Consider the following 20,675-nt stretch of genomic DNA (forward strand, 5'->3'; position numbering starts at 1 on the left):
AGTCACTTCATCTCAATTTCGACGAACGACACGACGGCATCGGAGCGGTTGACCACGTCGTGCGAGACGCCTTTGGGGCGGGAATAGCTCTCACCGAGCTTCATCTCGGCGATGTGATCGCCGTTCGCATCCACCATCGTCAGCGTCCCGGGGATGACCGGGACGACGACGTAATCGTACTCGTGGACGTGCGGTCCGGTGGATGTGCCAGGCTCGAACGTCCACCGGGTGACGCGCACGTGGGGCTCGTCGATCTGCACCGTGGCGCTCGCCTTGATGGCCATGTCGTCTCGTCTCTGTCTCAGTTGGCGGTGATGTTAGCCGGAGATCGCGGAAAAGTCCGCCACCTCCCGCGTGGTGTCGCGAAGGGCCGCGAGGAGGCGCAGGCGGTTGGTCCGGAGCGCGGCGTCGTCGGCGTTGACGAGGACCGCCTCGAAGAACGCGTCGACCGGCGCGCGGAGGGCCGCCAGCGCCGACATGGCGCCGGCATAGTCCTCATCCGCCACCGCCCCGGCGACGGCCTTGCGAGCGGCCGCGACCGCGTCGAACAGCGCGATCTCCTGGGGCTCGACGAGGGCGTCGCGGGCCGGCTCGCCGGTGACGGGGCCGCCGTCCTTCTTCTCCTCGGCGCGCAGGATGTTGGTGGCACGGCGGTAGCCGGCCATCAGGTTGGCGCCGTCGTCGGTGGCGAGGAAGTCGGTCAGCGCGGCGATGCGGTTGACGAGGTCGACGAGGTCGACGGTCGTCACCATCGGGCGGACGGCGCGCACCGTATCGGCGGCGACGCCCGCGTCGCGCTGCTGCACGACGAGGCGCTCGACGACGAAGTCGGACAGTTCGGCCACCGGGCCGCGCAGGGCGCCGTAGCCGCCCTCGTCGATCCGCTCGTAGTCCTTCGCGCCGATCGCCTTCCACTCGGTGTCGAGCGGGGTCTCCTTCCAGAGGCCCCAGGCGGTCATGAGGAGCCCGCCCATCTCGCCGTCGTCGAGCGGGAGGCGCAGGCCGTTCTCCAGGATCAGGCGGATGATGCCGAGCGCGGCGCGGCGCAGGCCGAAGGCGTCGCCCGAGCCGGTCGGCTTCTCGCCGGCGGCCCAGAGCGAGACGAGCTGGTCGACCTTGTCGGCGAGCGCCAGCACCACCGACAGCCGCGCGGTCGGAACCGCGTCGTTCGGCCCCTGCGGCTGGTAGTGCTCCTCGATGGCGAGCGCGACGTCCCCCGGCGCGCCGTGCGCCTCGGCGTAGCGGCGGCCCATGTAGCCCTGCAGCTCGGGGAACTCGCCGACCATGCCGGTGACGAGGTCGGCCTTGATGATCGCCGCCGCCTCGGCCGCCAGCGCGGGGTCGACGCCGAGGGCCGGCGCAATCGCCTCGGCGAGCGCCGTGATACGCGCGACGCGGTCGGCCTGGGTGCCGAGCTTCTCGTGGAAGGTGACGCCCTTCAGCTTCTCGGCGTGAACCGCGAGGCGCTGCTTCATGTCCTCGTCCCAGAAGAAGCGCGCGTCGGCGAGGCGGGCCCGGACCACGCGCTCGTTACCGGCGATGATCGCCGTGCCGCCGTCGTCCGCGACGAGGTTGGCGGTCAGGATGAACGCGTTGGCGAGGTTCCCGGTGGCGGGGTCGCGCGTCACGAAGCACTTCTGGTTCTCGCGGATCGTGAGGCGGATCACCTCGTCCGGCAGCGCCAGCGTCGCCTCGTCGAAGCGGCCGACGAGGACGACGGGCCACTCCACGAGCCCGGCGACCTCGGTCAGCAGGGCATCGTCCTCGACCAGCTGGAGGCCGAGGGCGAACACCGCGTCCCGCGCGTCGTGCAGGATCTGGTCGCGCCGGCGCTCGTGGTCGACGACGACATAGGCCTTCTCGAGGCTCGACTTGTAGTCCTCGAGGCGGCGCACCCTGATCGGCTCCGGCGCATGGAAGCGGTGGCCGACGGTGGTGTCGCCGACCGGCACGCCCGGCAGCTCGACGGGGACGATGTCGGGGTCCTCGTTCTCCGGCCCGAAGGTCGCGACGATCGACGTCAGCGGCCGAACCCAGCGCAGCGCCGCGGGGTCGGTGGACGCCTCGCCCCAGCGCATGGTGACGGGCCAGGGGAACCGGCGGATGGCGTCGACGATCGCCTCGGCGGCGATCTCGATGGCGGGGCGGCCGGGGACGACGGTCCGCGCGACGTAGAAGTCGCCCTTCTTCGGATCGCTCTCGATGGTCGCCTCGTCGATGGATGCGAGGCCCGCGGCGCGCAGGAAGCCGGCGACCGCCTTCTCCGGCGCACCGACGCGCGGACCCTTGCGCTCCTCGCGACGGTCGGCGGACTGGGCGGGCAGACCCGTCACGCCGAGCACGAGGCGCCGCGGGGTGGCTGAGGCGTAGGCGCCCTCGTAGGTCAGCCCGGCATCCACCAGGCTGTTGGTGACGAGGCGCTGGAGATCTTCCGCCGCACGCCTTTGCATGCGCGCCGGAATCTCCTCCGAGAGAAGTTCGACGAAAAGTTCGGGCATCGGTCGGCCGCTTGAGGTCAGTCCGGCTCGCCTAGCATCAGGGGTCGTGCGGCGAAAGCCCCCGGTGCAGTGCGGCGCGCCGTTCCGGCGCCCGGCGGGGCGCCTCGCCGAGCCCGCCCTCGCACATCGAAACGGCCTCGCGGGGGATGAGCGCCACGTAAAGGTCGGTCGCGCTGGTGGCGCTCACCACCCCGACGACGGTGCCGTCCGCGGTGACGACCGGACCGCCGGAGGCGCCCGGCGCCTGCGTGCAGCGCAGCGTCAGGGCGCCGCCTCCCCCCGCCATGGTCCAGTCCCGGCGGTTGACCGGGCCGACGACGGGACAGGCGGTGCGGCTCTGCATGTGGCGCACCGGGCGGCCGTAGCCGATGGCGTAGAGCGTCTCGCCCTCGGCGATCTCGGTCGTCACGTCGAACGGCAGCGCCGCGGGCGCCGGCTCGGACAGGCAGAGGACGGCGACGTCGCCGCCCAGCGGCGTCGCGGCCTTCGGCGTCAGGTGCGCGGCCCACTTCATCTGTGAATAGCCGAACAGGAGGTGGAGCTGGGACGGCTTCAGCCGGCGCAGGCAGTGCGCGGCGGTGAGGACGGTGCGGGGGCCGATGGCGAACATCGTGCACTGGCGCTTGTCGCGGTAGCCGGCATAGTTCAGCCGGCCGACGGCGAGGTTCGGCTCCTCCTGCAGCTCGGGCGCCGACGCGTCCCGGTCTGATGCGTCCTGGGCCGACGCGTCCCGGGCTGCCAGTGGGCAGGCCATCGCGACGAGCAAGGCTGCCATGGCCACCCGCCGCATCATTTCACGCGTTTCCCATCTTGACGCCCGGGGGGCCCCACTGCACTGCCCATCCATGCGACCGATCCTCTTCCTCGACGTCTCCCGCCTTCTGCGACGGTACGAGTTCTTCGGCGGCCCATCCGGCATCGACCGGATCGAGATGCGATACGCGGACTGGATGCTTCGCCAGACCGCGTTCGAGGCCCGTCCCGTCACGCGCATCGGCAAGCGCCTCCTCGAGCTGCGCCCGTCCGCCTACGACAAGGTTCACGACACGCTCGTGACGCGGTGGGCCGACGGGACGCCGCGGCAGTTCCTCGCCGACGGGTGGGGCGTGAAGGGGCAGGTCATCGCCGCGGAGCGTACCCTGCAGCGCCTCGCGGTCCAACGCGGCGCGAAGCCGCTCGACGCGGGCGGACGGGCGAACGTCACGCTCAACGTCGGGCACGACGGGCTCGACGTCGCCGAGCGCTTCGCCGGCCTGCCGGGTCATTTCGCGGTGCTGCTGCACGACCTCATCCCGATCACCCACCCCGAGTACGACTCCGAGCGCGCCACCAGGTTGCACTACAGGCGCCTGGAAACGCTGGAGACGATGGCCGACCACGTCTTCACCGTGTCGGAGGCGGCGCGCGCCGACCTGATCGCCCATGCCCGGCGCGGCGACTTCACCTCGTCGGTGCTGCACTCCGGCCCGGGCCTCGACCCGTCGGCGAGGCCCGTCGAATACGACCGGCCGACCTTCGTCCACCTGTCGTCCATCGACCGGCGGAAGAACCTGCCGCTGCTCCTCCACATCTGGCGCGAGTTCGCGTCCGAGCCCAATCCGCCGCAGCTCATCGTCATCGGCCGCCGCGGCAACGACCAGACCGCGCTGGAGCTGATCGACCGCGCCGCGGCCCTCACCCCGAACGTGGTCGTGACGGGTCCGCTCGGCGACGAGGAGGTGGCCGCGCACATCCCGAACGCGCGGGCGTTGCTGACGCCCTCGTTCACCGAAGGCTTCGGCCTGCCGATCATCGAGGCCCACTCGATGGGCGTCCCGGTGATCGCGTCGGACATCGCGGCCCACAGGGAGGTCGGCGGCCCCGCCGCGACCTACCTCTCCCCGCTCGACGGCCCGGCGTGGAAGGAGACGATCCGCGCCTTCGCCGAGGACGACGGCCTGGTCGCCCAGCAGCGCCGGCTGATCGAGCCCCCCCGCACCTGGGACGACTATTTCGCGCAGACGACGAACGCCCTGATGGAGCTGATGGAGCGCCCGAGACGCCGCCACTGAGCGCGGCCTGGGCACGGCGGGCGCGCCCACGTCGACGCCACGGCGGGGACGACGGGTCACGCCATCGCGTCGCCCATCGCTCCCGTCCCACCCTCCCCCGGCACGGCCCCTCCGCAGGCGCCGCCACGGGCACGGCCCCAGCCTGTTCTCCGGAGCCAGCCATCGCTGAAGCCCGGAAAGACCCGGAGCGGGAGCGGCTGCAAGGCCGAAGAACGCAGTGTGCCTTGCAGCCGCTCCCGCTCCGGGTCAGGGCTTCAATCAGCGATGGCTGGGTCCGGAGGACAGGCGGCACGCCCCTGTTCTCGGGTGAAGCCGGAGCCCTGCGGCGGTCCCGGCGGGGCAAGGCTCAGCCCTTCTTCTCCCAGGCGCCGGACGGGGACTGGCGCCAGTAGGTGACGTCGTGGCCGGCGGCCTTCAGCGGCGGCCAGTGGCGGCGCGCCTCGGTGACGGCGTCCGGGTCGTCGGCGGAGAAGAGCAGCACGACGCGGTCGTAGCGCTCCACCTCCGTCGGCACGGCGCGGTCGGTCAGGAAGCGGACGTTGGCGCCGTTCGGGTTCTGGGATCCGGTCGTGAGCACGATCGGGTGCTCCGCCGCGTTGGCGTCGAGGGTGCCGTGCGGCAGGAACGAGTCGTCGCGGTAGGTCCAGAGGTAGCGGTCGAGGTCGTCGCACCGGATGCGGTCCGGGACCTCCACGACCGCGCGCCAGCCGCGCGCGAGCGTGCGTTCGAGGAGCGTCGGCAGCACGTCTTCGAGCCGCTGACGCTCCAGGTGGTAGAAGAGGACCTCCGCCACCGCCCCGTCAGGACGGCTTGGTGGCGGTGAAGGACGGGCGGGCCTCGATCGGCTTCAACCACTCGGCGAGCGCGGGATAGCTGGCGCGCCAGTTGAGGTCGTCGAAGCGGAAGTCGAGGTAGCCGAGCAGCACCGCGAGGGAGATGTCGGCGACCGTGAGGCTGCCGCCGCCGGCCGGCGGGGCCGCCTCGAAGATGGAGAGCGTCGCGCCGACCTTGTCGAGGAGGTCGGCCAGCCAGGCGTCCCACTGTTTCTCCTGCGGGCGGGCGAAGGTCTCGTAGCGGGCCGCGACGGCCGCCTCGGCCGCGCCGCGCGCCATGGCGTACTGGGTGCGGATGAGCCACTCGTCCGGCTTGCCGCGGCCGAGCATGCGGGTGTCCCCGACGCGGGCGCACAGGTACTCCACGATGACCGGCGAATCGACGATGACGAGCCCGTCCTCGGTCTTCAGCGCCGGGATCTTGCGCAGCGGGTTGACCGCCTGGAACTCGACGTTGGGTGCCGTCGGCTTCACCGAGGTGGGCACCACCTCGATGTCCTCGGTGAGGCCGAGCTCGTCGGCGACGATGGTGACCGTCCGGCCGAACGGCGAGTTGACGACCGAGTAGAGCTGCATCCGGGCTCAGCCTTCGTAGTTGTCGGCGATGAAGCGCTCGAGGAGACGCACGCCCCAGCCGGTGCCGAAGGTGCGGCTGATCTCGTTGGTCGGCCCGCCCATCGCGGTGCCGGCGAGGTCGATGTGCGCCCAGTTGGCGTCGCCGACGAAGCGCTTGAGGAACTGCGCGGCGGTGATCGACCCGGCGCTGCGGCCGCCGGTGTTCTTCATGTCGGCCACCTTGGAGTCGATCAGGCCGTCGTACTCCTTGGCGAGCGGCATGCGCCAGACCTGGTCGCCGGTGGCCGCGCCGGCGGCCGAGAGCTTCGCGGCGACGGCGTCGTCGGTCGCGTACATGCCCGCATAGTAGTGGCCGAGGGCGACGATGATGGCGCCGGTCAGGGTGCACAGGTCGATGGTGACGGCCGGCTGCCAGCGCTCGATCGTGTAGGTCAGCAGGTCGCCGAGGACGAGGCGCCCCTCGGCGTCGGTGTTGATGATCTCGACCGTCTGGCCCGACTTGGAGCGGACGATGTCGCCCGGGCGCTGGGCGTTGCCGTCCGGCATGTTCTCGACGAGGCCGATGATGCCGACGACGTTGGCCTTGGCCTTGCGGCTGGCGATGGCGGTCATGGTGCCGACGACGGCGGCGGCGCCGCCCATGTCGCCCTTCATGTCCTCCATGCCGCCGGCCGGCTTGATGGAGATGCCGCCGGTGTCGAACACGACGCCCTTGCCGACGAGGGCGACGGGCCTGGCGTCGGCCGCCCCGCCCTTCCACTCCATGATGACGACGCGGGCCGGACGGACCGAGCCCTGCGCGACGCCGAGGAGCATGCGCATCTCGAGGCTCTCGAGCTCGGCCGGCTCCATCACCTTGATCTCGACGCCGAGCTCGGCGAGCTTGGCGGCGCGCTCGGCGAACTCGACCGGGCCGAGCACGTTGGCCGGCTCGTTGACGAGGTCGCGGGCGGCCATGGTGCCGGTGGCGATCGCCTCGACCGCCTTCCAGCGCGCCTCGGCCGACGCCGGCGAGGGCACGGCGATGGTGATCGCCCGCGGCGCCGGCTCCGGGTCGTCGGAGTTCTTCTGCTTGTAGCGGTCGAAGGCGTAGGAGCGCAGCTTGATGCCGAGCGCGAGGTCGGCGGTCTGCTCGGCGCTCAACGGCGCATCCGGGGCTTCAGCGAAGACGGTGACGTCGGTGTCGGGCCCCGAGGGGAGCGCGCCGGCGACGACACCGCCGAGCTTGGCCCAGTCGGCTTCGTTCATCTTGGCGACGTCGCCGAGACCGACGATGAGCAGCGAGCGGACGCTGAGGCCGCGCGGGAGCGGTGCGAGGAGCGTCGAGAAGCGCTTCCCCTTGTAGCCCTGGGCCTCGGCCGCGGAGCTGATGAAGCCGTCGCTCGCCGCATCGGCACGCTGGGCAGCCTCGCCAAGCGCCATACCGTCACCTGCGAACACGACGAGAGTCCCCGAAGGCGGCAATTCGACGGGGCGAAACTGGATTGTCGGCAAACTCACGATCGCGGTCCTTTCAGCAGTCCCCGGCGAGGTACTCTAGTTTGTGGCTCTGACACAACACTCGCGAAAGTGAGGCCTCAAGGACACGATGTCAGCTTGTTTGCGCGAATAGGAAAAGGGAATCTTCAACCCTGTGGACCCTTAGTGTAGGCCCATTGTCGATGGGCCGTATCGTCGACCCGTTTGTCGAATCACGAGTTTGGATGGTGCATGCCGCTCATCAGTCGGTATACGGCAAAGCGCATTCTGACCCTGTTTCCGGCGGGACTTCTGGTGCTGACTGGGATCATCTGGTCGACGCAAGCTTTGCAGAGGCTCGACTTGGTGACGGCCAAGGGTCAGGCTTTCCTGGCCTTTTTCGAGCTGACCGCGCTCGCCGTCCCGTACCTCGTCACCCTCCTCGCGCCGATCGCCTTCGTCATCGCGATGGTCGTCGTCTACGACACGATGAACCGCGATTCCGAGCTGGTGGTCATCGGTAGCGCGGGCGCGGGACGCATGCGCCTCCTCCAGCCGGCGCTGGTGTCGGCGGCGGTGTGCGCGGTGGTCGTCACCGTCGGCGCCTTCTATTTCGGGCCGCTCGGCCTCGCCAAGGCGCGCGTGATGATCACGCAGATCCGCGCCGACGTCGTCAGCTCCATCGTCCAGCCCGGCCGCTTCATCGAGATCGAGGACGGCCTCACCGTCCACATCCGCGACCGGACGGCGGACGGCACGCTGCGCGGTCTCGTGCTCGACGACCGCCGGTCGCAGGACTTCGACACCACCTACCTCGCCGAGACCGGGCGCGTCGTCGAGTCCGACGGCAACACGCTCCTCGTCATGACCAACGGCAGCGTGCAGCGGATGGAACGTCCGGCCAACGAGCTGACGGTCGTCGCGTTCGACGCCTATGCGTTTGATCTTTCGGCATTGAACTCGGGTCCGGTGTCGACCACCTTCCGTCCGTCGGAGCGGACGTTGTTCGAACTGTTGCAGCCACTCGATCCGGACGACACCTATCGCGCCCAACGCGAGGAGCAGTTCCAGATCGAGATCCACGACCGCCTCTCGCAGCCGCTGGCGCCGTTCGTGTATGCGCTGGTGGTGTTCCTGTTCGTCGGCGACCCGCGCATGCATCGGCAGAGCCGCATGGCCGGGATCATCGCCGCGGGGATCTGTGTCGCCGCCGTCCGGGCCGGCGTCTACGGGACGCTGCTGGCCGCCGAGCAGCAGCCGGAATTCGCCTACCTCTCGTACGTGCTCCTCGCCGCCGTCGGCGCGGGCGCCTTCGCCCTCATCGCCACCGACCGGCACGTCACGTTCCATGAGGAGTGGGCGCATTCGGCGGTGGCCTTCGCCTCGCGCATCGCCAAGCCCCGCGAAGGGACCACGACATGAGCGGCCTGGGCACCGGCCGGGTGCTCTCGATCTATGTCGGCACGACGTTCCTGCGCTGGATCTTCGGATTTTTCGTGCTCGGCACAGCGATCATCTTCCTCGCCGATGCGGTGGAGCTCATCCGCCGCACCGTCGACCGCGATACCTTCAGTGCCTCGACCGCCGTGCTGGCGTCCTTCTACAAAACGCCCTCCCTCACCGAAGAGTTCCTGCCGTTCGCGGTTCTTTTCGGCTCCATCGCCGCCTTCCTCGCACTCAACCGGCGCCTCGAGCTCGCGGTGATGCGCAGCGCCGGCATCTCGGCCTGGCAGTTCCTCGCCCCGGCGGTGGTCGTCGTGATCGGCATCGGCATCGCCACCACGACGCTCTACAACCCCGTCTCCGCCGCAGGGCGCGAGCGGTCGGACGAGCTCGTCGCGCAGGTCCTCGGCAAGGAGGCGCTGACGCTGACGGGCGGCGAGTCGATCTGGTTCCGCCAGGACGGCGCAGACGGCCCGTCGATCATGCACGCCGTGGCGGCCTCGTCCGACGGGCTGACCCTCTACCGCGTCGAGATCCACCGCTTCGACGATGCCGAGCAGTTCATCGGCCGCCTCGAGGCCGACAGTGCGACGCTGGGCGACGGCAAGTGGCACCTCGAGAACGTCTCGAGCTACAACGCCGACGGCAACCGCACGATCGAGCCGACCGCCGAGCTCGCGACCGCGCTCACACCGGTCGAGGTCCACGAGGCCGTGGCGCGCCCCGACGCGATCTCGTTCTGGAACCTTCCGGCCGCGGTCCAGCTCGCCGAGCGCGCCGGCCTTCCCGCCCATCGCTTCGCGCTGCAGTTTCAGGTGCTGCTCGCCCGTCCGCTGCTGCTCGCGGCGATGGTGCTCATCGCCGCGTCGGTGTCGCTGCGCATGGTGCGCCTCGGCGGCGTGACGCGGGCGATCACCGGCGGCGTCGTCGCCGGGTTCTCGCTCTACATTGCGTCCGCGGTCGCGTCGGACCTCGGCGAGGCGGGTGCGGTGGCGCCCGTGCTGGCCGCCTGGCTGCCGGGCCTCGCGGCGACCCTCTTCGGCGCGACGGCGCTTCTCTACAGCGAGGATGGGTAGATGCGCCGTCCCCGTCTAGCCGCAGCCCTCGGGCTCGCCCTCCTGACGTCGGTGTCTGCCGGCCCCGCCTCGGCGCAGATCGAGCAGTACGCCAACATCGCGCAGGACGAGCCCCTGATGCTGGAGGCGGACGAGCTCGTCTACGACACCAACAGCGGCAACGCCGTGGCCCAGGGCCAGGTGTTCATCTCGTACGGCGGCTACCAGCTCTTCGCCAACCGCGTCGTCTACGAGAAGGCGACCGACCGCTTCTACGCGACCGGCGGCGCGCGCCTGGAGGAGCCGGACGGCAACATCGTCTTCGCCGAGTCGGTGCAGCTCTCCGACGACTTCAAGGAAGGCTTCCTCGACGGCCTGCGCGTCGACACGGTCTACCGCACGCGCATCGCCGCCAACCACGCCGAGCGCAAGGGCACGGTCACGGTCTTCAACGAGGCCGGCTATACCGCCTGCTACACCTGCCGCCGCCGCCCGGACAAGGCGCCGAACTGGCAGATCCAGGCCCGCCGCATCGTCTACGACGAGGTGGACCGGACGCTGAAGTTCGAGGAGGCGCAGTTCGACCTCTTCGGGCAGACCGTCGCCGTCCTGCCGACCTTCAAGATCCCCGACCCGACGGTGCGGCGTCAGTCCGGCTTCCTGGTGCCGACGTTCATCGCCTCCAACCTCCTCGGCGTCGGCGCGCGCGTCCCCTATTACCAGACGCTGGGCCCGTCGGCGGACGTGACCGTGGCGGCGACGCCGCTGTCCTCCCAGGGCCTCTTCGGCGACATCGAGTACCGCCAGCGTCTCGCCAGCGGCGAGTTCATGGTGCGCGGCACGGGCATCTACCAGCTCGACCCCGGCGCATTCGAAGAGTCGAGCGGTAACCGCCGGTGGCGCGGCTCGATCTCGACCGAAGGCGACTTCGACATCAACAAGTACTGGAGCTGGGGCTGGGAATCGACGCTCACCACGGACCGGCTCTACCTGTCGGACTACAAGCAGGGCACCGGTGACCAGCTGACGGCTCCGTCGACGCTCTACCTCGACGGCCTCGGCGTCCGGAACCACTTCGAGGCGCGGCTGTGGGCGTTCCGCATCCTGCAGGACGACTACGATTCCAGCGAGCTCCTCGACCCCCCTGCCCCGTTCAGCCCCGTCGGCTCCAAGCTGCAGGGCAAGCAGGCCTACGTCCATCCGACGATCGACTACGAGGGCGTCTACGACGGCGCGGTGCTGTCCGGCGAACTCGCCTACAAGTTCAACGTCACGTCCCTGTCGCGGCAGGAGACCGACGCGTTCGGCGCCATCGTCGACGGCACGCTGACGCCGCGCTTCCGCGGTGTCGAGGGCACCTTCTCGCGCGCCAGCGCCGAGGTGACGTGGCGCAAGCAGATGATCGCCCCGCTCGGCCAGGTGATCACGCCCTTCGCCGGGGCGCGCGGCGACTTCTACGTCCTCAACAACCGCGACCCGAACGTCACGGAGCTGAACGACGACGCGTACCTGCGCGCCATGCCGTGGGTGGGCGTCAACTATCGCTGGCCGTGGCTGATCTCGTCGAGCTGGGGCACGCAGACCATCGAGCCGATCGCCGAGCTGATCGTGCGGCCGGACGAAGGCTACATCGGCCGCCTGCCGAACGAGGACGCGCAGAGCGTGGTGTTCGAGGACACCAACCTGTTCGGCCCGACGCGCTTCTCCGGCTACGACCGCGCGGAAGGCGGCATCCGCGGCACGCTCGGCGTGCGCTACACGGTGCAGACCTACACCGGCGGCTTCCTGACGGCGATGGTCGGCCAGACCTACCAGCTCGCCGGCCGCAACTCCTACGCCGACCCGGACATCCTCGATTCCACCGGCAACTCCGGCCTGTCGACCGACCGGTCCGACATCGTCGCCGCCCTGACGCTCGACACCAACGGCGGCCTCGCCGTCTCGGCCAAGGGCCGGTTCGACGAGTCCTCGCTGAGCCTGGAGCGCGCCGAGGTGTCGGCCTCCGCCCGGACCGGACCGCTGTCGACCCGCCTCGTCTACGCCTTCCTCGCCGCGCAGCCGGACCTCGGCCTGGTGGACGACCGCTCCGAAATCCACGGTGCGGCCTCGCTGCGACTGTTCGACCGGGTGCGACTTTTCGGCCAGATGCGCTACGACCTTGAAGACAAGGACGTGATCCGCGAAGGCGTCGGCATCGCCTACGACGACGACAGCATGTCGGTTTCTCTGGCATATTCAGAAGATTACAGCGGCGCGCCGGATGAACCGGTCGACAGAACGCTGTTCTTCCGGATCGGACTGAGGACCATCGGCGACGGCACGATCACCACCGGACTTGATAACTAATGGCGATTGGCGCTACCTCGCATTGTCCCCTTTAGCGCAGAGTAACGCCATGTTTCGCATCGTATGTTGCTTGGTTCTTGCCCTTTTCGTTGTGGCGCCCGCCTCGGCCCAGACCACCATCAAGGCGATCGTCAACGGCAAGCCCATCACCAGCTATGATGTCCAGCAGCGAGAGCGCCTCCTTCGGGTCACCGGCGGCAAGGGCAACCTCAGCCGCGAGGCGCTGGACGAACTGATCGACGAGCGGCTCCAGCTCGAGGCCGCGGCGCAGAACCGCGTCAACGTCTCGACCGCCGCCGTCGACAACGCCATCGACAACATCGCCCAGCGCGTGAAGCTCAGCCCGTCGCAGCTCGCCCAGGCGCTCGGCCAGTCCGGCGTGAACATCCAGACGCTCCGGGACCGCATCAAGGCGCAGATCGCCCTCGCCCAGCTCACCCGCACGCGCTTCGGGTCCGCCCTCAAGGTGACGGACGCGGACCTTGTCGCCGCCCTTCTGAAGAAGAAGGACGCCGAGACGGTCATCGACTCGTTCGAGTACGACCTGACCCGGGTGGTCGTGGCGCTGCCGGAGGATCCGTCCAGCGCGCGCATGGCCGAGGCCGAGCGCATCGCGAACTCCGTGCGCAGCAAGTTCTCCTCCTGCGAGACGGGCCTGCCGATGGCCAAGCAGACGCGCGAGGTCGTCGTCCTCCCCTACGGCCGCCGCAGCCAGGCGGAGCTGTCGAGCCAGATTTCCGATGCACTCGAGGGCGTCGAGCATGGCAAGCTCTCCAAGCCCGTGCGCACGGGCGACGGCCTGATGATGCTCGCGGTCTGCAAGAAGACCGCCGTCCGCTCCACGAACGCCGCGATGCGCGCGCTGGAGCCGGAGATGCAGCAGGAGCGCAACGAGACCTTCACCCGGCAGTTCGTCCGCCAGCTCCGCCGCGACGCCGTGATCGAATACCGCTGACGGACCCGACGATGACCACAAGCGCTCTCGCCGGCCTGCGGGAGCGGATCGACGGACTGCCGCCGCTGCGCGAAGTGGCGGCGGCCTCCCTGCCGGCCCGCAAGTCTCTCGGCCAGCACTTCCTGTTCGACCTCAACCTCACCGACAAGATCGCCCGCACCGCGCGGCCCGCCGGCGCGACGACCGAGGCCCCGCTCGAAGGGACCACGGTGGTCGAGGTCGGCCCCGGTCCGGGCGGCCTCACCCGCTCGCTCCTCAAGGCGGGCGCGAATGTCATCGCCATCGAGAAGGACCAGAGGGCGAGCGAGGTGCTGGCGCCCTTGATCGAGGCCGCAGACGGACGCCTGACGCTGATCACGGCGGACGCCCTGTCGGCCGACTGGACGGCGATCGCGCCGCCCGGGACGACGATCTGCGCCAATCTCCCCTACAACGTCGCGACACCCCTCATCGTGGACTGGCTGACCGGGCCGTGGCCGCCATGGTGGGCCAGCGCGACGGTGATGGTCCAGCGCGAGGTCGCCGACCGCATCGTCGCCGCGCCCGCCTCCGCCGACTACGGCCGCCTTTCCGTCCTGACCGGGGCGCGGGCATTCGCGACGTCGGTCTTCGACGTGTCGCCGGCCGCGTTCGTGCCGCCGCCGAAGGTCTGGTCGAGCGTCGTGCGGATCGACCCCAAGCCGGACACCGGCGTGCCGCTGAAGGCGTTGGAGCGCGTGACGGCGGCCGCCTTCGGGCAGCGCCGCAAGATGCTGCGCTCGAGCCTCAAGGCGCTGACGCGCGAGCCGGAGACCCTCCTCGCCGCCGCCGGCATCGAGCCGACCGAGCGCGCCGAGCGGATCAGCGTCGAGGACTTTATCCGCCTCGCCCACGCCTGGGAGGCGACGAACGAAGACACCCCGGCCGCGCGCTGACGCCGCCGGGGCCCGATGGCCGCACGCCGCCCCGGTCGCAGCGGACCGGCCCGCCTTCAGCCGACGCTGATGTCTCCGGCGAGCTTCTCGCCGACGCTGCGGTACTTGTTGGGCTTGCCGATCCGCGCCATGGCGTCGCGCGAGGCGAAGAGCAGCCAGATGAGCCGCCCGTCGACACCCGGGATCTCCGACGGGTCGGCCCCGTTCCACGGCAGGAATGGATTGCGCCGCAACATGCCGTGGATCGCCACCCGCGCGTTCGGCTTCTGCGCCGCGGTGCGGCGGTGGAAGCCGTAGGTATCGGCGACGACGAACGTGTTCGCCTTCACCGGCAGCGGCGTGACGGGCCGGTCGTACCCGAGCGCCTTTAGCCCCTCCTCGCTCATCCGGAAGGAGCCGCCCGCGTGGTGCTCGTTGTGGCCCGCCGAGGTCGCCTTGAGGGACTGCTCGTGCTCCCAGGCCAGCCGCTCGGGCGTCAGCCTGTGGGAGCCCGGCGCGAAGGCGAACGGGCCGTCCTCGATGTTCACGTCGTGCAGGAACAGCCAGAACTTGGCGGTCGGATGGAAGGTGTCGGCATGGAGCGTCACCTGAGGGTCCGGCCGGGACGGGTCCGGGTTCACCGCCACCGTCTGCAGCACGGGGTTGTACCCGCCGCTGCGGCCGGCCGCGTAGCCCGTCAGGTCGCGAAAGATCGGTGAACGCAGGTAGGACCGCACCTTCGCGCCGGCCGATCCGTCGGACACCGGGAGCGGCATCAGCCGGGTCGCGGTGTCGCCCTGGACCATCTCCCAGGCCTTGCGCCGGTTCGCCTCGAGCTCCGCCGAGAACGCCTCGAAGAGCTCCGGCGGCAGGGCATTCTCGCGGATCACGTAGCCGTCGCGGTCGAAGGCCTCGCGCTCCGCCGGGTCGAGCTTCGCCGCCATCGCCGCGCGACGGCGGTTGCTCATCGCGTGCGACCGCTCGACGCGCCAGCGGTGCAGCCCGCGCTCGTTGAACTGCGCGGATCCGATCACGGGATTCGCGGTGAAATTCTTCTTGCTCGACAACACGGCGGGCGCCGCAAGTGTCATCGACAACGCTTCACGAGCTTTCATGTCTGCTCGACCCTCAAGCCATGCAGGTTCAATCGAGGCCGGACTATAGCGGCAATTGCGCGTCCGTTAAATTCAACCAGATCAACCGACCACAGTCAGGGTCGGTCCGGGGCGGTCGGCGCGGTGCTCAGCTCCCGGCGAGCGCGGGGATGATGCCGATCGTGCGCATCCCCTCGATCGCCGCGTCGACGGCGACGGCGGCGAGGATGAGCCCCATGACGCGGCTGATGATCGCCGCGCCCGTGTCGCCGATGACGCGCATGATCGGCCCGGCCGCCAGCATGATGCCGAGCGTGATCGCCAGGACGACGGCCATCAGGACCGCCGTGATCGTCTGGTGCGGGACCGAGAAGCGGGCGTTGTCGGTGAGGATGACGATGGTGAGCATCGCGCCCGGGGATGCGATGGACGGCATCGCGAGCGGGAAGACGGCGACGTCCGGTCCCTGCTCCGTCTCGAGGTCTTCCGCCGGCTTGCCCGGGCCGAAGATCATGTGCATCGCGAACATGAAGAGGACGATCGCGCCGGCGATCTGGAACGAGGCGAGCGGCAGGCCCAGCCCCTCCAGGACGATCTGGCCGACGACGAGGAAGCCGAACAGCACGCAGAAGGCGATCAGGATCGCCTTCACCGCCGTCTTGCGGCGGCGGGCGGCGGTCATCCCCGCGGTGACCGCGACGAACACCGGCAGCGTGCCGATCGGGTCGATCACCACCCACATGATGATGAACTGTTCCTGGATGATGTCCAGCAGTGCGCCCACGCTCGCCTCGTCGTCTATTGGGCCTTCGCGGCCGGATGGGAGATGGCCTGACGGCCCGGATGGATGCGGCCCCGGAAAAGGGAGCCGTGGGGAGCGGGCGCCGCGGACGGGCGCCCGGCGGGGGCGGAAACCGGAGTCCAAACAAACGAAGGGCCCCGTTGAACGAGGGCCCTTTGCAAGCGGGACCGCGGGGGTCCCCATGCGATCGGGGGCCCGGCACGGGCCCCCTCTCGTGATGTCAGGCGAGAACGCCGAGGCGGCGGGTGGCCGGGACTATTCGCCCGGCTCGACCTGACGCATGTCCTCGATCATCTGCGCGCCCTCGGAGGCGCCCTGCGCGGCCCGCTCCGCTTCCGCGATGAGGTCGTCGCGCTTGGCGGCGATCTCGCGGATGCGGTTGATCATGCCGCCGGTACCCGCCGGGATCAGACGACCGACGATGACGTTCTCCTTGAGGCCTTCCAGCTGGTCGGCCTTGCCGGAGACGGCCGCCTCGGTGAGCACGCGCGTCGTCTCCTGGAACGATGCCGCGGAGATGAACGAGCGGGTCTGCAGCGAAGCCTTGGTGATGCCGAGCAGAACCGGATCGCCCGAGGCCGGCTTCTTGCCGTCCGCGAGCAGGTCGTCGTTCAGCTCCTGCAGCTCCTGACGGTCGATCTCCTCGTTGACCAGAAGGTCCGAATCGCCCGGATCGGTGATCTGCACCTTCTGGAGCATCTGCCGGACAATCACCTCGATGTGCTTGTCGTTGATGCCCACGCCCTGGAGCCGGTAGACGCCCTGGATCTCGTTGACGAGGTAGGCGGCGAGCGCCTCCACGCCGTGGATCGCCAGGATGTCGTGCGGCGCCGGGTTGCCGTCGAGGATGTAGTCGCCCTTCTCGATCGGGTCGCCGTCCTGAAGGTGAATGTGCTTGCCCTTCGGGACCATGTACTCGATCGGCTCGAGGCCGGAGTCCGCCGGCGGATCGATGATGATCCGACGCTTGTTCTTGAAATCCTTGCCGAAGCGGATCGTGCCGTCCATCTCCGCGATGACCGCGTTGTCCTTCGGACGACGGGCCTCGAAGAGCTCGGCGACGCGCGGCAGACCACCGGTGATGTCACGCGTCTTGGCGCTCTCGAGCGGGATACGGGCGAGCACGTCACCGGCGTGGACCTTGCCGCCGGTGTCGACCGACAGGACCGTGTCCACGGACAACAGGTACCGGGCCTCGCCGCCGCGCGGCAGCTTCACCAGGTTGCCTGAACCGTCCTTCACGACGACCGCCGGACGCAGCGAGGAGCCACGCGTGTGGGTGCGCCAGTCGGTGACGATGCGCTTGGTGATACCCGTCGCCTCGTCCGCCGCCTCGGAGACGGAGATACCGTCCACCAGGTCCTCGAAGTCCACCACACCGTCGACCTCGGTGAGGATCGGGCGGGTGTATGGGTCCCACTCGGCGATGCGCTGGCCGCGCTTGATGCTGTCGCCGTCGTCAACGTGGAGCTTGGCACCGTAGGTGAGCTTGTAGCTCGCCCGCTCGGTGTTGTCCGCGTCGATGACCGCCACCTGCACGTTGCGGCCCATGACCATCAGGTTGCCGTCCGAGTCGCGCACGACGTTGCGGTTCTTCACCTTGATCGTGCCCTCGAAGGAGGACTCGATGAAGGACGAGTCGACCACCTGCGCCGTACCGCCGACGTGGAAGGTACGCATGGTGAGCTGCGTGCCCGGCTCGCCGATCGACTGCGCCGCGATGACGCCGACGGCCTCGCCCATGTTGACCGGCGTACCGCGGGCCAGGTCACGGCCGTAGCAGGCCGCGCACACGCCGTTGCGGGTCTCGCAGGTCAGCACCGAGCGGATCTTCAGCGACTGGACGCGCGCGGCCTCGATGGCCTCGACGTCCTTCTCGTCGAGCAGCGTGCCGGCCTTGGCGATCAGCTCGCCCGTGCCCGGCTCGTGCACGTCTTCCGCCGCGGTGCGGCCGAGGACGCGGCTGCCCAGCGTCGCGATGACCTGACCGGCGTCGACGATCGGCTCCATGGTGATGCCGCGGGTCGAGCCGCAGTCCACCTCGGAGATGATCGCGTCCTGCGCCACGTCCACGAGACGGCGGGTGAGGTAACCCGAGTTCGCGGTCTTGAGCGCGGTGTCGGCGAGGCCCTTACGCGCACCGTGCGTCGAGTTGAAGTACTCGAGAACGGTGAGGCCCTCTTTGAAGTTCGACGTGATCGGGGTCTCGATGATCTCGCCCGACGGTTTGGCCATGAGGCCGCGCATCGCCGCGAGCTGACGCATCTGGGTCGGCGAGCCACGGGCACCCGAGTGGCTCATCATGTAGACCGAGTTCATCTGCTTGGTGCGCCCGGTCTCGGCGTCCTTCTCGACGGCGGAGATCTTCTCCATCATCGCGGCGGCCACCTTGTCGGTGCACTTCGCCCAGGCGTCGATGACCTTGTTGTACTTCTCGCCCTGGGTGATCAGGCCGTCGAAGTACTGCTGCTCGAACTCCTTCGCCAGCTCCGCGGTCTCGGCGACCGTGGTGTACTTGGAGTCCGGGATCACCATGTCGTCCTTGCCGAACGAGATGCCGGCCTTGAACGCGTTGGTGAAGCCGAGGTTCATCACGCGGTCGCAGAAGATGACCGTCTCCTTCTGACCGGTGCCGCGGTACACGGCATCGATCATCTTGGAGATGTTCTTCTTCGTCATCAGCTGGTTGCAGATGTCGAACGGCACCTTCGTCGAGCGCGGCAGCAGATCGCCGATCAGCGCGCGGCCCGGGGTCGTCTCGTGGATCTGCGAGATCGGGTTGCCGTCCTCGTCGACCGTCTTGTAGCGGACCTTCACCTTCGAGTGGACGGTCACGACCTTGGCGTCGAGGGCGTGCTGCAGCTCGTTGATGGACCCGAAGGTCATCCCCTCGCCCGGCTCCTTCTCGGACATGATCGACAGGTAGTAGAGGCCGAGAACGATGTCCTGCGACGGCACGATGATCGGCTGACCGTTGGCCGGGTGCAGGATGTTGTTCGTCGACATCATGAGCGTGCGCGCCTCGAGCTGGGCTTCCAGCGAGAGGGGAACGTGCACGGCCATCTGGTCGCCGTCGAAGTCCGCGTTGAAGGCGGTGCAGACCAGCGGGTGAAGCTGGATCGCCTTGCCCTCGATGAGCTTGGGCTCGAACGCCTGGATGCCGAGGCGGTGGAGCGTCGGCGCGCGGTTGAGCAGCACCGGGTGCTCGCGGATCACCTCGTCGAGGATATCCCAGACCTCGGGCTTCTCCTTCTCGACGAGCTTCTTCGCCTGCTTCACCGTGGACGAGTAGCCCTTCGCGTCGAGGCGCGAGTAGATGAACGGCTTGAACAGCTCGAGCGCCATCTTCTTCGGCAGGCCGCACTGGTGGAGCTTCAGCTCCGGACCCACCACGATCACCGAACGGCCCGAGTAGTCGACGCGCTTGCCGAGCAGGTTCTGGCGGAACCGGCCCTGCTTGCCCTTCAGCATGTCCGACAGCGACTTCAGCGGGCGCTTGTTGGCACCCGTGATGACGCGGCCGCGGCGGCCGTTGTCGAACAGCGCGTCCACGGACTCCTGCAGCATCCGCTTCTCGTTGCGGATGATGATGTCCGGCGCGCGCAGCTCGATGAGGCGCTTCAGGCGGTTGTTACGGTTGATGACGCGGCGGTACAGGTCGTTGAGGTCCGACGTCGCGAACCGGCCGCCGTCGAGCGGAACCAGCGGGCGCAGGTCCGGCGGGATGACCGGGATGACCGTCATGATCATCCACTCGGGACGGTTGCCCGACTCGAGGAATGAATCGACGATCTTCAGCCGCTTGGCGAGCTTCTTGGGCTTCAGCTCGGAGGTCGACTCCGCGATCTCCTTGCGCAGCTGCTCGGACTCGCGCGGAAGGTCGAGCTGCAGGAGCAGCTCGCGGATCGCCTCGGCGCCGATCAGCGCGGTGAAGGTCTCGCCGTGGGTGTCCTGCAGGTCGAGGAACTCGTCCTCCGACAAGAGCTGGCCGCGCTTGATCTCGGTGACCATGCCCGGGTCGGTGACGATGTAGGACTCGAAGTAGAGGACGCGCTCGAGGTCCTTCAGCGTCATGTCGAGCAGAAGGCCGATGCGCGACGGAAGCGACTTCAGGAACCAGATGTGCGCGACCGGGGCGGCGAGCTCGATGTGGCCCATGCGCTCGCGGCGCACGCGGCTCAGCGTCACCTCGACGCCGCACTTCTCGCAGATGACGCCCTTGAACTTCATCCGCTTGTACTTGCCGCACAGGCACTCGTAGTCCTTGATGGGACCGAAGATGCGCGCGCAGAACAGGCCGTCCCGCTCCGGCTTGAAGGTGCGGTAGTTGATGGTCTCCGGCTTCTTGATCTCGCCGAAGGACCACGAGCGGATCTTCTCGGGGCTCGCGATGGAGATCCGGATCCGGTCGAACGTCTGCGTGGGCGCCTGCGTGTTGAACAGGTTCATCACTTCCTGGTTCATACGGCGACTCTCCTTTGCCCTCGCGTGTCGCGAGCCATTTTCATGCGCGCCTGGCGCGCCCAATCCTCAAGAGCCACGGGCGGCTGAACCGTCCGAGCTTCGGCGTCGGCCCCGTCGTTTCGGACGGTTGTCGCCAGACGCGCCGCAATCCCGTCGATGCCACGCACAGCACCCGGCGCGCCTTGTGAGGCACACCGGGTCGCCGTG

At 69.1% G+C, this 20,675-nt stretch carries 15 protein-coding genes; 6 read left to right on the top strand and 9 right to left on the bottom strand.

Annotated features, from left to right (window positions below; all coding sequences use genetic code 11):
- Positions 1-2: 2 nt before the first annotated feature.
- Genes DLJ53_RS21390 through DLJ53_RS21400 form a run of 3 tightly spaced genes read right to left on the bottom strand, consistent with a single transcriptional unit; the run spans position 3 to position 3,273 of the window.
- Complete coding sequence (locus DLJ53_RS21390) at positions 3-284, bottom strand: cupin domain-containing protein (protein WP_111348963.1); 282 nt, start codon at positions 282-284, stop codon at positions 3-5.
- Positions 285-317: 33 nt separating this feature from the next.
- Positions 318-2,498 carry a glycine--tRNA ligase subunit beta gene (gene glyS, locus DLJ53_RS21395; RefSeq protein WP_111348965.1) on the bottom strand — a complete coding sequence of 727 codons (2,181 nt, stop codon included), beginning with the start codon at positions 2,496-2,498 and terminating at the stop codon, positions 318-320.
- A 37-nt stretch (positions 2,499-2,535) separates the two neighbouring features.
- Entirely contained in the window at positions 2,536-3,273 is a 738-nt protein-coding gene (locus DLJ53_RS21400) for a trypsin-like serine peptidase (protein ID WP_162409447.1), read from the bottom strand.
- Positions 3,274-3,343: 70 nt separating this feature from the next.
- Between DLJ53_RS21400 and DLJ53_RS21405 the strand changes: the two genes are divergently transcribed.
- Entirely contained in the window at positions 3,344-4,549 is a 1,206-nt protein-coding gene (locus tag DLJ53_RS21405; protein ID WP_162409449.1) for a glycosyltransferase family 4 protein, read from the top strand.
- Positions 4,550-4,895: 346 nt separating this feature from the next.
- Here the strand turns inward: DLJ53_RS21405 and DLJ53_RS21410 are convergent, their stop codons facing one another.
- The 3 genes from DLJ53_RS21410 to DLJ53_RS21420 are packed head-to-tail and all read right to left on the bottom strand — an operon-like array spanning position 4,896 to position 7,461.
- Positions 4,896-5,342 carry a DNA polymerase III subunit chi gene (locus DLJ53_RS21410; protein WP_111348969.1) on the bottom strand — a complete coding sequence of 149 codons (447 nt, stop codon included), beginning with the start codon at positions 5,340-5,342 and terminating at the stop codon, positions 4,896-4,898.
- A gap of 7 nt (positions 5,343-5,349) precedes the next feature.
- On the bottom strand, positions 5,350-5,958 hold the full coding sequence (locus DLJ53_RS21415) for a glutathione S-transferase family protein (RefSeq protein WP_111348971.1): 609 nt from the start codon (positions 5,956-5,958) through the stop codon (positions 5,350-5,352).
- Positions 5,959-5,964: 6 nt separating this feature from the next.
- Positions 5,965-7,461 (bottom strand): leucyl aminopeptidase, encoded by a 1,497-nt coding sequence (locus DLJ53_RS21420; RefSeq protein ID WP_111348973.1) that lies wholly within the window; start codon positions 7,459-7,461, stop codon positions 5,965-5,967.
- A gap of 207 nt (positions 7,462-7,668) precedes the next feature.
- Between DLJ53_RS21420 and lptF the strand changes: the two genes are divergently transcribed.
- From lptF to rsmA, 5 genes are read left to right on the top strand one after another with little or no spacing between them, the layout of a single operon-like run.
- Positions 7,669-8,838 carry an LPS export ABC transporter permease LptF gene (lptF, locus tag DLJ53_RS21425; RefSeq protein WP_111348975.1) on the top strand — a complete coding sequence of 390 codons (1,170 nt, stop codon included), beginning with the start codon at positions 7,669-7,671 and terminating at the stop codon, positions 8,836-8,838.
- The gene (lptG, locus tag DLJ53_RS21430) at positions 8,835-9,935 is read left to right on the top strand and encodes an LPS export ABC transporter permease LptG (RefSeq protein ID WP_111348977.1); all 1,101 of its coding nucleotides are present in this window, start codon (positions 8,835-8,837) and stop codon (positions 9,933-9,935) included. The genes lptF and lptG overlap by 4 nt, the downstream gene beginning before the upstream one ends.
- Entirely contained in the window at positions 9,936-12,260 is a 2,325-nt protein-coding gene (locus tag DLJ53_RS21435; RefSeq protein ID WP_111348979.1) for an LPS-assembly protein LptD, read from the top strand.
- Positions 12,261-12,309: 49 nt separating this feature from the next.
- A complete protein-coding gene (locus DLJ53_RS21440; protein WP_111348981.1) occupies positions 12,310-13,215 on the top strand; it encodes a SurA N-terminal domain-containing protein in 906 nt (301 codons plus the stop codon).
- An 11-nt stretch (positions 13,216-13,226) separates the two neighbouring features.
- Positions 13,227-14,129: a 16S rRNA (adenine(1518)-N(6)/adenine(1519)-N(6))-dimethyltransferase RsmA gene (gene rsmA, locus DLJ53_RS21445; protein WP_111348983.1), complete on the top strand. Its 903-nt coding sequence runs from the start codon at positions 13,227-13,229 to the stop codon at positions 14,127-14,129.
- Positions 14,130-14,185: 56 nt separating this feature from the next.
- Here the strand turns inward: rsmA and DLJ53_RS21450 are convergent, their stop codons facing one another.
- From DLJ53_RS21450 to rpoC, 3 genes are all read right to left on the bottom strand, one after another.
- Entirely contained in the window at positions 14,186-15,199 is a 1,014-nt protein-coding gene (locus DLJ53_RS21450) for a phytanoyl-CoA dioxygenase family protein (protein ID WP_162409453.1), read from the bottom strand.
- A gap of 151 nt (positions 15,200-15,350) precedes the next feature.
- Positions 15,351-15,986: a MarC family protein gene (locus DLJ53_RS21455; RefSeq protein ID WP_244935120.1), complete on the bottom strand. Its 636-nt coding sequence runs from the start codon at positions 15,984-15,986 to the stop codon at positions 15,351-15,353.
- 273 nt (positions 15,987-16,259) lie between these two features.
- Positions 16,260-20,468 (bottom strand): DNA-directed RNA polymerase subunit beta', encoded by a 4,209-nt coding sequence (rpoC, locus tag DLJ53_RS21460; RefSeq protein ID WP_111348989.1) that lies wholly within the window; start codon positions 20,466-20,468, stop codon positions 16,260-16,262.
- Positions 20,469-20,675 lie beyond the last annotated feature (207 nt).

Origin of the sequence: Acuticoccus sediminis (genome assembly GCF_003258595.1) — a bacterium.
In the GTDB taxonomy this organism is placed as follows: Bacteria; Pseudomonadota; Alphaproteobacteria; order Rhizobiales; family Amorphaceae; genus Acuticoccus; species Acuticoccus sediminis.

Coding starts and splice junctions, on each gene's coding strand:
- DLJ53_RS21390 (WP_111348963.1), bottom strand. CDS start 284: ATGGCCATCAAGGCGAGCGCCACGGTGCAGATCGACGAGCCCCACGTG.
- glyS (WP_111348965.1), bottom strand. CDS start 2,498: ATGCCCGAACTTTTCGTCGAACTTCTCTCGGAGGAGATTCCGGCGCGC.
- DLJ53_RS21400 (WP_162409447.1), bottom strand. CDS start 3,273: ATGGCAGCCTTGCTCGTCGCGATGGCCTGCCCACTGGCAGCCCGGGAC.
- DLJ53_RS21405 (WP_162409449.1), top strand. CDS start 3,344: ATGCGACCGATCCTCTTCCTCGACGTCTCCCGCCTTCTGCGACGGTAC.
- DLJ53_RS21415 (WP_111348971.1), bottom strand. CDS start 5,958: ATGCAGCTCTACTCGGTCGTCAACTCGCCGTTCGGCCGGACGGTCACC.
- lptF (WP_111348975.1), top strand. CDS start 7,669: ATGCCGCTCATCAGTCGGTATACGGCAAAGCGCATTCTGACCCTGTTT.
- lptG (WP_111348977.1), top strand. CDS start 8,835: ATGAGCGGCCTGGGCACCGGCCGGGTGCTCTCGATCTATGTCGGCACG.
- DLJ53_RS21435 (WP_111348979.1), top strand. CDS start 9,936: ATGCGCCGTCCCCGTCTAGCCGCAGCCCTCGGGCTCGCCCTCCTGACG.
- DLJ53_RS21440 (WP_111348981.1), top strand. CDS start 12,310: ATGTTTCGCATCGTATGTTGCTTGGTTCTTGCCCTTTTCGTTGTGGCG.
- rsmA (WP_111348983.1), top strand. CDS start 13,227: ATGACCACAAGCGCTCTCGCCGGCCTGCGGGAGCGGATCGACGGACTG.
- DLJ53_RS21450 (WP_162409453.1), bottom strand. CDS start 15,199: ATGACACTTGCGGCGCCCGCCGTGTTGTCGAGCAAGAAGAATTTCACC.
- rpoC (WP_111348989.1), bottom strand. CDS start 20,468: ATGAACCAGGAAGTGATGAACCTGTTCAACACGCAGGCGCCCACGCAG.